Raw genomic sequence first — 11917 nt, forward strand, 5'->3', positions numbered from 1 at the left:
CAACCAGACCGGCGATCCTGAAGATCAGATGTCAAACAACTTTGACGCCGCCTCCGAAAGGAGGCGGCGTTTTTGTTTGCATAGAAGGGTCAGTCTTGGGCGGTGATGGTCAACGGCGGGCTTGGCGCGCTGAACGATTGTCGGCTTAGAACCGCCTCGCCGAGCGCGATCACCACGGTCGCCGTCAGAAGGGCGCAGACCACCGCGACGGCGGCCAGCTTCAGGCCTTGACCAAAATCCCAGTCGTCCGGCGTCACGGCGTCGCTCCTGCGGAGGGCTTTGCTCGGCCTAACCCCGATGTTCGACATAGCGCAAGCGCGACCGGCGGGCAGGGATGCGAAAAGGGCGACGTCTTGCGACGCCGCCCCGATGATCTTTCCTGATGTCGGCCGTGATCAGCCAGTGAAGGGGCGGATCAGGATTTCCACGCGGCGGTTCATCGCCTTGCCTTCCGGCGTGGCGTTGGACGCTACCGGGTTGCGCGAGCTGTTGCCGGCGACATAGAGGCGTTGGGCCAGAACGCCGTTGCGCACCAGTTCCGAGGCGACGCTGCTGGCGCGACGCTCAGACAGGGGCTGGTTGATCGCGTCGCCGCCCGAGGAATCGGTGTTGCCGATCACGTCGACGGTCGACTGGTCATACTGCTGCAGCACGCGGGCCACGTCCTGTAGAACGGGCAGGAAGCGCGGGTCGATGGACGACTGGTTGGTGGCGAAGGTCACGTCCGACGGCATGCGCAGGACCAGGGTGTCGCCCTGACGCGCGACGCCGACGCCCGAGCCGGAAAGCTGCGACTCCATGGCGCGCTGCTGGCGATCCATATACTGGCCGACCGCCGCGCCGCCCAGCGCGCCGACGCCGGCGCCGATCAGGGCGTTCTTGCGGCCCTGTTCGCCATTCGAGGTGTTGGTCAGATAGCCCAGCAGGGCCCCACCCAGAGCGCCGGCGATGGCGCCCGAACCGGTGTTGTTGCGAACGGGGCCCGATTGATAGGGATCGGTGGTGGTGCAGGCGGCGGCGCCCAGCAAGGCGGCGATGGAGACGCTGGCGACGATGAATCTGGCGCGCATGGACGGGTCCTCTTCGTATTTGCGATGTGGCGCGGAAACGTATGCTTACTGTGAAGGTTCCAACCTGTATGTCGCATGAACGGTCGTCGCCCGACCCTTCCGCGAACTGACAATCGCCAGGATTAAGGGTAAGGGAGGCCGCACACCTCTTAGACCGAAGGACGACGCCCGTGAGCGCGACCCAAGACAACCGCCCGCAGGACCGCGCCATCACGCCGGTTTCGATGAAACAGCATGACGCCGATTTTCAGGCGTTCAGCGACGCCCTGGGCGCCTCCTTCACGCGCTACGGCTTCGCCGTGATTGCCGACCATGGCCTGGACGAGGCGCGCATCGCCGCCGCCATCGACGACGCCAAGGCCTTCTTCGCCCTGCCCGAAGAGGTCAAGCGCCAGTATCATCAGCCCGGCACGGGCGGGGCGCGCGGCCTGACGCCCTTCGGCGTCGAGGCGGCCAAGGACGCCAAGACCGTGGACCTGAAGGAGTTCTGGCACGTCGGCCGCGAACTGCCCGAGGGGCATCCCTACCGCCGCTACATGCGCGACAACGTCTGGCCGACCGAGGTCGAGGGTTTCCGCGAGCACCTGTACGGCATGTTCGAGGATCTGGATGCGCTGGGGGCCAAGATCCTGCGCGCCATCGCCCGCTATCTGAAGCTGGGGGACGACTTCTTCGCCGACAAGGTGGAGATGGGCAACAGCGTCCTGCGGATGCTGCACTATCCGCCCGTGCCGGCCGATGCGCCCGGCGTGCGGGCCGGCGCGCATGAAGACATCAACGTCATCACCCTGTTGCTGGGGGCCGAGGAGGCCGGTCTGCAACTGAAGGAGAAGGACGGCAGTTGGCTGGACATCGCCCCGCCGCCAGGCGCCCTGGTCGTCAACATCGGCGACATGCTGCAGCGACTGACCAATCACGTCCTGCCGTCGACCACCCACCGCGTGGTCAATCCGGCGCCGGAGCGTCGCGGTTTCGCGCGCTACTCCACGCCCTTCTTCCTGCACTTCAACCCGGACTTCCCGATCGAGACCCTGCCCAGCGCGATCACGCCGGACAATCCCGACCGCTATGCCGGCAAGACCATCCTGGCCGAGGATTATCTGACCGAACGGCTGCGCGAAATCCGTCTGCTCTGAGCCATTATCGCGAGATCCTGAGCCGGGTGATGTCGCGGCCGATGGCCTGGAAGTTGCTGGACAGGTCCGCGCCCGACTGCGGCAGGAATGCCTTGTCCTTGTCGGTGGCGCAGCTGCTCAGGATCCGCGCCGCGTCGCTGCCCTGGGTGATGGAGAAGCCGACGGTGTAGACGATCACGCCCTTGGCCTTGATGCTGTCGCACAGCTTGGCGGCCTGATCGAACGGATCGCCGTTGGTCGCGTCGCAGGCGATCTTGTCATAGTAATTGCCGGAGCCCGATCCGGCGTCCCGTGCGACGACGCCGCCGCAATAGGGGGTGTTGAACTCGCCGTCGGTCATCAGGATCACGGTCTTCAGCACCTTGGTCGGCGCATAGGCCGCCGCGGTGTTCGACGGCCACAGTCGATTGAACTGATCGGAAACCGCATACCAGCCCCAGGCCAGGCCGATCTGACCCGAGGTCGATCCCGTCACCGTCAGGCCGTTCACCAGATTGGTCAGGGTGTTGATGTTGGAGGTCAGGGGCTGGATCGTGGCCGCAGGACAGGGGTTGCGAGGCGAGGCGTAGTTGCGGCCGACGTAGCTGCCGACCTGCGGAGCAGCATCGGTGTAGGCGGCCGATCCCGTGCGCTCGCTGACGCAGGCGGACTTGTCGAACTCGGTCAGTCGATTGTACTGCGCGTCGCGAAATACGCGAATGGCGCAGCCGTCGCGCCCGCATTGCACCGTGCCGTCGCTCGTATAGTCGGCATAAACCGCGCCGCCCACGGGCAGGACGAAGGTGTCGGTGGTGGGTCGCTCATACACCTCGTAAAGGCCGCCGTTCGTGGTGTTCAGCGCCGTCATGCCGCGGACGTCGGAGATCGCTACGCCCTCGCCCTCCGACAGGCCATGGCTGCGCGAGGTGACGGTCACGAAACAGTCGGACCGCGTGCATTTGCGGATCTGTCCGCCGTAACTGTAGCTGCTGAATCCGTTCCCGCTGGTGGTGTTCAGCGTGTACCAATTGCCGCCCGACTGGTATTGGAGCGACACGCGGTTGGCGTCGACGCGCACCACGCGGTAGGCGCGGTCGTTGATCTGGGTCATGCCGCTGACGCCGCTGATCCAGACGTAGTCGTTGGTCGCCAGGTTATGACCGTTGGCGGTGACGACGCCGTGCGAGGCGCGGGTGATGGCGCTGATGGACTTCGCCGGCGCCGCCGCCCAGGAGGCGTCCGTGATGGCGGTTTCGGCGATTGGCGCACCCCTGGCCCCGTCGGCCCAAGACCCCAGATTGACCCCGATCGAATAGGGGACGATGGCCATGCGCGAATAGTAGGGCGTCTGCTTGTCCGCCGGCTGCACCACCAGTTTGATCAGCTGGTTGGCGGCGTTCTTCAGGTCGCGAATTCGGCTGCCGCTCATCGAGCCGGTGATGTCCAGCACCAAGGACACCTCAATGTCCTTGGACGAGCGATTGACCTCGGAATGGACGCTGACCGGCAGGGTATCGTCCATCAGCTTGCCGTAGGGCGGCAGCACGATGTTGGCCACCAGGGTCTTCACCTGCACCCGCATGTCGGCCACCACCACCTGGTTTTCGGTCAGCACGATCTTGACGTCGCTGTCGGCGATGGGCTCGATGGAGGCGTTGCGCAGATTGGCCTTCAGCGCGACCAGGGCGACCGTCTTCAGATCGTTCGGGTCCGTATAGGATGACCGTGCGGCGGCCAGGGTCGCGGCGTCCAGCGCATCCTGCACCCGCGCCTTGACGGTGGTGATGCGGTTCAGGTCGATCCCGCCCAGAGTGATCATGACCAGGGCGGGCATGACCAGGGCGAAGATCATCACGACATTGCCGCCGCGATCCGAGGCCAGACGCGACGCCAGGAAGCGAAGGCCCCGCAGCGTTCGGCCGATCAGTGTGGAAGCGTTCGCCAAGATCATCCCCGTGGGCGCGGACAGCCGCATGACCGCCCGATTAGCCGACAGTCTGGCGCCGGGCGGTTAAGGGAAGGCTCAAGGGGAAGGGTTAACCGCGTTTGTCGGTCAGGCGGCGCTCCATCCGCACTGATGGCCGCGGTTCTGCTGCTCCAGCCACACGTTGAGCGGCGCGAAATAGTCGGCGATGGCCGAGGCGTCGTTGCCGTCGTCGCCGGTGAAGGCCTTCATCGCCTCCTGCCACGGACGCGACTGTCCCATCTGCAGCATGGCGTTGAAACGCGCGCCCACCTCCTTGTTCCCATAGACCGAGCAGCGGTGCAGCGGCCCGGTCCAGCCGGCCTGTTTGCAGGCGGCCCGCTGGAACTGGAACTGATAGATGGCCGCCAGGAAGTAGCGCGTATAGGGCGTGTTGCCCGGCACATGGTATTTGGCGCCCGGGTCGAAGGCGTTGGCCGGGCGCGGGCCGGGCGGAACCAGCCCCTGATACTGCAGCATGTCGGCGGTCCAGGCGGTGTTGTAGGCGGCCGGCGCCGTCTGGCCCGAGAAGACGTCCCAGCGCCAGCGGTCGACCATCAGGCCGAACGGCAGGAAGGCGATCTTGTCCAGCGCCATTTTCAGCAGGAAGGGGATGTCCTCCTCCGCCCCCGGCGTGGTCTTCAAGAGGCCGATCTGGTTCAGATAGGTCGGGGTCAGGGCCGACAGGCCGACGAAGTCGCCGATGGCCTCGTGGAACCCGTCGTTGGCCCCGTTCCTGAACAGCATCGGCTGGTTCTTGTAGGCCCGCTGGTAGTAGTTGTGACCCAGCTCGTGGTGGACGGTGTAGAAGTCGTCGCCGTTGACGTTGGTGCACATCTTGATGCGGATGTCGTCGGCGTTGTCCAGGTCCCAGGCCGAGGCGTGACAGACGACCTCGCGGTCGCGCGGCCGCGTGATCTGGCTGCGCTCCCAGAAGGTCTGGGGCAGCGGATCAAGGCCCAGCGACACGTAGAAGCCCTCGCCCGTCCTGACCATCTTGGTCGCGTCGTAGTCGGCGGCCTTCAGCAGTTCGGTCAGGTCGTAGCTGGAGGCGCTGCCCGACGCCGGGGCCACCACATCGTAGATATTGCCCCACTGCTGGGACCACATATTGCCCAGAAGGTCGGCGCGGATGGGTCCGTGATCGGGCTGGACGCATCGCCGTATTTAGCGTTCAGCCGGGCGCGGACATAGCAGTGCAGGTTCTCGTAGAAGGGCTTGACCTGGGCCCACAGCCGGTCGGTCTCGGCGGCGAAGTCGTCGGCGGGCATGTCATAGCCCGAGCGCCACAGGGCGCCGGTGTCGGCGAAGCCCAGTTCGCGGGAGCCTTCATTGGCGATCTCGACCATGCGGGCATAGTCGTCGCGCATGACCGGCGAGATGGTGCGCCAGCCTTCGTAAAGGGCCTTGGTCTCCTCGGGGGCGCGGCTGTCGGCCAGGATCAGCGAGGCCTCGTCCAGGGTGATCTGGCGGCCCTTGAAGTCGAACTTGCCGGTCGAATAGGTCGAGTCCAGCCGGGTCGTCAGCTGCGCCAGCTCGTCCGCCGCACCCGGTCGGTTCGGCGCCGGCAGCACCAGCCCCAGCCGCAGCAGGTCCAGCTTGCGTCGCACGACCGGATCGACCTGGACACCATTGAACCTGGCGGCCTGATTGGCCATTCGCACCTGAAGCTCGGTCGCCTCGGCGTTGGCCTTGGATTCCAGCCACATGGTGTCGAAGGTGATGTTGGTGGCGCGCGCCCACTGGATGCGGGCGACATATTCGCTGGTCGCGGCCCATTGGGTCTCGGCGTCCGCGACGAAGGCGGTCGCGCCCTCGGCGGTGATCGGATAGTCGGCCCTGATCCCCGTGGCGGCCGGCGCCGGCGTGGTGGAGGCGGTCTGCTCGGCGCCTGCGGCGCGCGCCTCGGTTTCGGGGGTGCTGGCGCAGCCGGCGGCGAAGGCGAGGGCGCAGACCGCGACGGCGGTCATCATCTGACGCTTCATGATGGATCTCCTGAACAGCACGCGCAGGAGAGGGGAGGCGGCGGCGCCCGTCAAGCGGGACGGTTCAGCCGCCCCGGCCCAGGACGCAGACGTTCAGGCCTTGGTTCCGCACCGCCCCCATCGCCGCCTGGACGCGCGCAGCACGCCTGCGGACATAGGGACCGGGATCGGCCGCCTCGTAGCGGCGCGGGGCGGGCAGGATGGCGGCCAGGCGCGCCGCCTCGCGCGGGCTGAGGTCCGCCGCATCCTTGCCGAACCAGTGGCGCGACGCGGCCTGGGCGCCATAGACGCCGGGCGCCCATTCCACCACGTTCAGATAGACCTCCATGATCCGGCGCTTGGACCACACGGCCTCGATCAGGACAGTGTATCCCGCTTCCAGACCTTTTCGGATCCAGTCGCGTCCGGGCCAGAGGAAGACGTTCTTGGCCGTCTGCTGGCTGATGGTCGATCCGCCGCGCAGACGCCCGCCCTCGGCGTTGTGGTCCAGGGCCTTCTGGATCGCCTCCATGTCGAAGCCGTGGTGGCTGCAGAACCGGGCGTCCTCGGCGGCGATGGCCGCGTTGACCAGATTGGGCGAAATCTGGTTCAGACCGCGCCACTGATAGTCCATGCTGTCGCCCCTCGCGAGTTGGCGCAGCATCAGTATGGTGGGCGGTGGCGGGACGATGGCGACAATCAGCACGCCCGCGACCGGGATCAGGGCCAGGATCAAAAGCGCGGTCAGCACGACGCGGCGCCAGCTCTTGCGGCCCATCGCCATTAGAGGATCAACACCCCGGCGGCGCCGTCTTCGTCGGCCCAGGCCACCTTGTCGGCGGTGGGGCTCAGCGACAGGGCGACGATGGCCGACCCCTTCTCGGCCTTGACGAAGTTCAGGCCTTGCGCCGCCGGATGGGCGACCCAGACCCGCCCGTCCATCAGGCCGGCGGCCAGCAGCCCCTGATCGATGCGGGCCGAGACCAGATTGACCAGGGTCGTGTCGTCATAGCCGATCTCGGTCGCCTCTCGCCCCATCGGCCCGTTCGATCCGACGAAGGGCCACAGCACCGCCCCCTGCGCACCCGAGGTCGCCATCAGCTGGCCATCGGCCAGGAAGGCCATCGACCGCACCTTGCCCGGATAGCCGCCCATCCGCAGGTTCTTGGCGTCCTTGATGCGCCAGCCGTGCATCTGATTGTCCTGCATCGTCGTGACGACGAAGGCGCCGTCGGGCGAGAAGACGACGCCGGTGTGCGATCCGGCCCACGCCAGCTTGACCGGTTGTTGTTTCTCGATCCGCGCATACCACAGCGCCGCCCCGCCATAGGTGGAGGTGGCGATGCGCCGGCCCTTGGGCTCGAAGGCGACGCCGGAAACGGTGCGCTCGTGCTGGAAGTCGCGACGGAAACCCACTTCGTTGGGATCGATCACCGACAGGGTGCGGCCGAAGGAAAAGGCGATCAGGCCCGAGGCTGGCGAGGCGTCGATGGCGTCGATCCACTGGTTCTTGGCCGTGGCCAGGACGACGGCTTCTTCGTCGCGGCGGGTCCAGACCACCTTGCCGTCATCGCCGCCGGTGACGATCCCGTCCCCGGACGGGTGGACACAGGCGCACAGAACGGCGCCGTCGTGCGCCTCGACCCGGGTCCGATCCTCGAACCGGACCGAACCGTCGCCGAGGGCGAAGACGGCGCCGGAGTTGTCGAACAGGGCGGCGGTGACCTGGGCGTCGAAATCGAAGTTCATAGGCCGCATGTAGCGATCCGACCTCGCCGCGTCACCTTCTGCTTGCCCGCTACACCGGATCGGTCGGCTTGGGTTCCACCGGCGCCGGGGCGGATTGCGCCTTGGCGGGTTCGTCGGGCAGGGGAATGAACTCCAGATCGTCGGCGTCGGGCAGTTTCATACGCCCGGCTTGCCAGTCCGCCTTGGCCTGGTCGATGCGGGCCTGGCTGGAAGCGACGAAGTTCCACCAGATCAGCCGCTCGCCCACCGGCTGGCCGCCCAGCACCATGACGGTGGCCTGGGTCAGGGCCTTGACCGTCGGTTCCGCGCTGGACGACAGCACCACCATCTGACCCTCGTGGAAGGTGCGGTCCCCGACCTCGATCGAGCCCTTGGCGACGAAAAGGGCGCGTTCGCTCATGCCGCTGGAGCCCTTGGCGGCGGGCGGCGCGGTGCGCACGCCGGGCTGAAGCTCCCAATGGATGTAGAACAGCGGAGATGACACCGGCGCCTCGGCCTTGGCTCCATAGGCCTCGCCCGCCACCAGCCGCGCGAACAGGCCGCCGTTCTCATAGGCAGGCTGGGCGTCCTCGCCCAGGTGAACGAAGGACGGATCGGTCTCCTCGGCCTCGGTCGGCAGGGCGACCCAGGCCTGCATGCCGTGCATCGGGCCGCCCCGGCTCTTGGTCAGGGGATCGGTGCGTTCGGAATGGACGATGCCCTTGCCGGCCGTCATCCAGTTCACCTCGCCCGGCCGGATCGCCTGGTCGTAGCCCAGATTGTCGTGGTGCATGATCTGACCCTCGAACAGATAGGTCAGGGTCGACAGGCCGATATGGGGGTGCGGCCGCACGTCGATGGCGGTCGCGCCGGCGGCGAACTCGGCCGGTCCCATCTGGTCCAGGAAGATGAAGGGCCCCACCATCCGGCGCGAATGGAAGGGCAGGACGCGCCCGACCTCGAACCCGCCCAGGTCCTTGCGGCGCGCGTCGATCACCAGTTCGATCATGTGTCGGCTCCCAGTGCGGCCCGCGCCGCCTGAGCGACGTTATCCGACGTGAGGCGTGATGATGCCAAGAGGCAGGGCGGTCACATTCTTCACGCCGCGCGTCACGATATGGCTTTCGCAGTCCGACACGATGCCAAGCGCCAGCAGCTTTTCGCGCAGGAACAGGTCGAAGGCGTGCATGTCCGAGGTGATGATGCGCAGCACATAGTCCTCGCGCCCGGTGATGGTGGCGCACTGCACCACCTCGGGCCATTTGGCCACGGCGGCCTCGAAGACGTTCAGATTGTCCGCCGAGGGCAGCATCAGCTTGACGATGGCGTACACCTCGAAGTCCAGGCCCAGCAGCTTGGCGTTCAGCAGGGTGACGCGCTTGGTGATCAGGCCGGAATCCTCCAGCCGCTTGATCCGCCGCCAGCAGGGCGAGGCCGACAATCCGACGCGATCCGCGACCTCGGCGACCGACAGCCCGGCGTCTTGTTGCAGGATATCCAAGATACGGGCGTCGATAGGATCGAGTTCGTCCGCCAAGGCGTTTCTCCGATTATGATTATGGCGAAATAAAATACCCGAAATCGGGATTTAGCAAGGTCAATTTGAGCGAGCGCCTGCTTAGGGGTCGTGTTATCAAACGTCCAGAGGAAACACGGACGGACCCCCGAACGGACATGGACGCCCGCATGAACGACAAAATGAGCCAAAAGAACAGCCAGCCCCTGTCGCTGCGCGTGCCGGAACCGTCCGGGCGCCCCGGCGATGCGCCCGACTTCAGCCATCTGCAGATGGACCCCGCCGGCGCGGTGGATCGGCCCGAGGTCGGGTCGACGCCCTACGCCATGCGCGATCTGGCCTTTCGCCTGATTCGGGTTCTGGACGACGAAGGCAATGCGGTCGGCCCCTGGAACCCGCGCCTGGACCCCGAGACGCTGCGTCGCGGCCTGAAGGCCATGATCCTGACGCGCGCCTTCGACGACCGGATGCACCGCGCCCACCGTCAGGGCAAGACCAGCTTCTATATGAAGTGCACCGGCGAGGAGGCCATCGCGGTCGCCCAAGGCATGCTGCTCAGCCGCGAGGACATGGGCTTTCCCACCTATCGCCAGCAGGGGCTGCTGATCGCGCGCGGCTATCCGCTGGTCGAGATGATGAACCAGATCTATTCGAACGCGGCGGACCCGATCAAAGGCCGCCAGCTGCCGATCATGTATTCGGCCAAGGACTACGGCTTCTTCACCATCTCGGGCAATCTGGGCACCCAGGTGCCCCAGGCCGTCGGCTGGGCCATGGCCAGCGCCTACAAGGGCGACGACAAGATCGCCATCAGCTGGATCGGCGACGGCGCCACGGCCGAAGGCGACTTCCACAACGCCCTGACCTTCGCCTCCGTCTATCGCGCCCCGGTCATCCTGAACGTGGTCAACAACCAGTGGGCCATTTCGTCCTTCCAGGGCATCGCCGGCGGGCTGGAGACCACCTTCGCCTCCAAGGCCATCGGCTATGGGCTTCCGGCCCTGCGTGTGGACGGCAACGACTTCCTGGCCGTCTGGGCCGCGACCCAGTGGGCCGAGGAACGGGCGCGGTCGAACCAGGGCGCGACGGTGATCGAACTGTTCACCTATCGCGGCGCCCCGCATTCGACCTCCGACGACCCCAGCCGCTATCGCCCCGGCGACGAGCACGAGAAATGGCCGCTGGGCGATCCGCTGGAGCGTCTGCGCCAACACCTGACCCTCATCGGCGAATGGGACGACGCGCAACACGCCGAAGCCCTGAAGGCGGCGGTCGAACAGGTCCGCGCGGCCGGCAAGGAATCCGAGGCCATCGGCACCCTGGGCCAGTCGCGCCCCAGCGTGAAGACGATGTTCGAAGAGGTCTATGCGACCGAAGACTGGCGGCTGATCGAACAGCGCCGCGAGGTGGGGGTCTGATCATGGCTGAACAAACCACCTTCACCGAGGCCGACCGCAACGACGGCGTCGAGCCCGACATGGTCGATCAAAACGCCGCTCCGGCCTCACAGGCGACGGGTTCCGGCGTCCAGCCGATGAACATGATCCAGGCTCTGAACTCGGCCATCGACGTCAAGATGGCCGAGGACGCCAATGTCCTGTCGTTCGGCGAGGACGCGGGCTATTTCGGCGGCGTCTTCCGCGTCACCGACAAGCTGCAGCAGAAGCACGGCCTGACCCGCAGCTTCGACGCCCCGATCTCGGAATGCGGCATCGTCGCCGCCGCCATCGGCATGGGCGCCTATGGGCTGCGCCCGGTCGTGGAGATTCAGTTCGCCGACTACATCTATCCGGCCTACGACCAGATCGTCAGTGAGGCGGCCAAGATGCGCTACCGCTCGGGCGGTCAGTTCACCTCGCCGATCACGATCCGCAGCCCCTATGGCGGCGGCATCTTCGGCGGCCAGACCCACAGTCAGTCGCCGGAAAGCCTGTTCACCCATATCGCGGGCCTGAAGGTCGTCATTCCGTCCAACCCCTACGACGCCAAGGGCCTGCTGACCGCGGCCATCGAGGACGACGACCCGGTCGTCTTCTTCGAACCAAAGCGCCTCTACAATGGCCCGTTCGACGGCTGGCACGAGAAGCCGGTCTCGCCGTGGAAGACGCAAGACCTGGCCCAGGTGCCGACCGGCAAATATGTCGAATCCATCGGCAAGGCCCGCATCATGCGCGAGGGGAACGACGTCACCATCCTGGCCTATGGCACCATGGTCTGGGTCGCCCTGGCCGGCGCCGAACACGCCGGCGTGGACGCCGAGGTCATCGATCTGCGCACCCTGGTCCCGCTGGACGTCGAGACCATCGAAGCCTCGGTGAAGAAGACCGGCCGCTGCGTCATCGTTCACGAGGCGCCCAAGACCTCGGGCTTCGGCGGCGAACTGTCGGCCCTGGTGCAGGAACGCTGCTTCTATCACCTGGAGGCGCCGATCGCGCGCGTCACCGGCTGGGACACGCCCTACCCCCACGCCTTCGAATGGGAATATTTCCCCGGACCGCAACGGGTCGCAGACGCCCTGAAGAACGTCATGACGGGCCAAGCAACAGGGATGGGTCGTTAAG

12 protein-coding genes are annotated in these 11917 nt (G+C 66.4%); 3 read left to right on the top strand and 9 right to left on the bottom strand.

The window, feature by feature from the left end:
• Positions 1–89: 89 nt before the first annotated feature.
• Together B3Z70_RS06040 and B3Z70_RS06045 are read right to left on the bottom strand one after the other, a co-directional pair.
• Positions 90–257 carry a hypothetical protein gene (locus tag B3Z70_RS06040; protein WP_292021475.1) on the bottom strand — a complete coding sequence of 56 codons (168 nt, stop codon included), beginning with the start codon at positions 255–257 and terminating at the stop codon, positions 90–92.
• A 138-nt stretch (positions 258–395) separates the two neighbouring features.
• The gene (locus B3Z70_RS06045) at positions 396–1070 is read right to left on the bottom strand and encodes an OmpA family protein (RefSeq protein WP_292021473.1); all 675 of its coding nucleotides are present in this window, start codon (positions 1068–1070) and stop codon (positions 396–398) included.
• A gap of 224 nt (positions 1071–1294) precedes the next feature.
• Between B3Z70_RS06045 and B3Z70_RS06050 the strand changes: the two genes are divergently transcribed.
• On the top strand, positions 1295–2206 hold the full coding sequence (locus B3Z70_RS06050; protein WP_292021477.1) for an isopenicillin N synthase family dioxygenase: 912 nt from the start codon (positions 1295–1297) through the stop codon (positions 2204–2206).
• A gap of 4 nt (positions 2207–2210) precedes the next feature.
• Here B3Z70_RS06050 and B3Z70_RS06055 read toward each other — a convergent pair whose 3' ends face one another.
• The 7 genes from B3Z70_RS06055 to B3Z70_RS06080 all read right to left on the bottom strand — a co-directional run bounded on the left by B3Z70_RS06055 (position 2211) and on the right by B3Z70_RS06080 (position 9377).
• Complete coding sequence (locus tag B3Z70_RS06055) at positions 2211–4130, bottom strand: TadE/TadG family type IV pilus assembly protein (protein WP_292044936.1); 1920 nt, start codon at positions 4128–4130, stop codon at positions 2211–2213.
• A 108-nt stretch (positions 4131–4238) separates the two neighbouring features.
• Complete coding sequence (locus tag B3Z70_RS17190; RefSeq protein WP_349679879.1) at positions 4239–5258, bottom strand: M2 family metallopeptidase; 1020 nt, start codon at positions 5256–5258, stop codon at positions 4239–4241.
• Positions 5183–6133, bottom strand: coding sequence for a M2 family metallopeptidase (locus tag B3Z70_RS17195; RefSeq protein ID WP_349679880.1), 951 nt, complete (start codon positions 6131–6133; stop codon positions 5183–5185). Before B3Z70_RS17195 ends, B3Z70_RS17190 begins: the two co-directional genes overlap by 76 nt.
• A 64-nt stretch (positions 6134–6197) precedes the next feature.
• Positions 6198–6896: a monofunctional biosynthetic peptidoglycan transglycosylase gene (gene mtgA, locus B3Z70_RS06065; RefSeq protein ID WP_292044938.1), complete on the bottom strand. Its 699-nt coding sequence runs from the start codon at positions 6894–6896 to the stop codon at positions 6198–6200.
• The gene (locus B3Z70_RS06070; RefSeq protein WP_292045277.1) at positions 6896–7861 is read right to left on the bottom strand and encodes a WD40 repeat domain-containing protein; all 966 of its coding nucleotides are present in this window, start codon (positions 7859–7861) and stop codon (positions 6896–6898) included. The genes mtgA and B3Z70_RS06070 overlap by 1 nt, the downstream gene beginning before the upstream one ends.
• Positions 7862–7910: 49 nt before the next feature.
• On the bottom strand, positions 7911–8849 hold the full coding sequence (locus B3Z70_RS06075; RefSeq protein ID WP_292044939.1) for a pirin family protein: 939 nt from the start codon (positions 8847–8849) through the stop codon (positions 7911–7913).
• A 39-nt stretch (positions 8850–8888) separates the two neighbouring features.
• On the bottom strand, positions 8889–9377 hold the full coding sequence (locus tag B3Z70_RS06080) for an Lrp/AsnC family transcriptional regulator (RefSeq protein WP_248119481.1): 489 nt from the start codon (positions 9375–9377) through the stop codon (positions 8889–8891).
• 149 nt (positions 9378–9526) lie between these two features.
• On the opposite strand from B3Z70_RS06080, the gene B3Z70_RS06085 reads away from it, so the two are divergent.
• Complete coding sequence (locus tag B3Z70_RS06085) at positions 9527–10774, top strand: 3-methyl-2-oxobutanoate dehydrogenase (2-methylpropanoyl-transferring) subunit alpha (protein WP_292044941.1); 1248 nt, start codon at positions 9527–9529, stop codon at positions 10772–10774.
• A gap of 59 nt (positions 10775–10833) precedes the next feature.
• Positions 10834–11916 (top strand): alpha-ketoacid dehydrogenase subunit beta, encoded by a 1083-nt coding sequence (locus B3Z70_RS06090; RefSeq protein ID WP_349679884.1) that lies wholly within the window; start codon positions 10834–10836, stop codon positions 11914–11916.
• The last annotated feature ends 1 nt before the right edge of the window (position 11917 follow it).

It is taken from the genome of Brevundimonas sp. UBA6550 (genome assembly GCF_002434505.1).
GTDB lineage: Bacteria > Pseudomonadota > Alphaproteobacteria > Caulobacterales > Caulobacteraceae > Brevundimonas.

Excerpts from the sequence above, each read along its gene's own strand:
- mtgA (WP_292044938.1), bottom strand. The coding sequence starts at position 6,896 with ATGGCGATGGGCCGCAAGAGCTGGCGCCGCGTCGTGCTGACCGCGCTT.
- B3Z70_RS06070 (WP_292045277.1), bottom strand. The coding sequence starts at position 7,861 with ATGAACTTCGATTTCGACGCCCAGGTCACCGCCGCCCTGTTCGACAAC.
- B3Z70_RS06090 (WP_349679884.1), top strand. The coding sequence starts at position 10,834 with ATGGTCGATCAAAACGCCGCTCCGGCCTCACAGGCGACGGGTTCCGGC.
- B3Z70_RS06045 (WP_292021473.1), bottom strand. The coding sequence starts at position 1,070 with ATGCGCGCCAGATTCATCGTCGCCAGCGTCTCCATCGCCGCCTTGCTG.
- B3Z70_RS06085 (WP_292044941.1), top strand. The coding sequence starts at position 9,527 with ATGAACGACAAAATGAGCCAAAAGAACAGCCAGCCCCTGTCGCTGCGC.
- B3Z70_RS17190 (WP_349679879.1), bottom strand. The coding sequence starts at position 5,258 with ATGTGGTCCCAGCAGTGGGGCAATATCTACGATGTGGTGGCCCCGGCG.
- B3Z70_RS17195 (WP_349679880.1), bottom strand. The coding sequence starts at position 6,133 with ATGAAGCGTCAGATGATGACCGCCGTCGCGGTCTGCGCCCTCGCCTTC.
- B3Z70_RS06075 (WP_292044939.1), bottom strand. The coding sequence starts at position 8,849 with ATGATCGAACTGGTGATCGACGCGCGCCGCAAGGACCTGGGCGGGTTC.
- B3Z70_RS06050 (WP_292021477.1), top strand. The coding sequence starts at position 1,295 with ATGAAACAGCATGACGCCGATTTTCAGGCGTTCAGCGACGCCCTGGGC.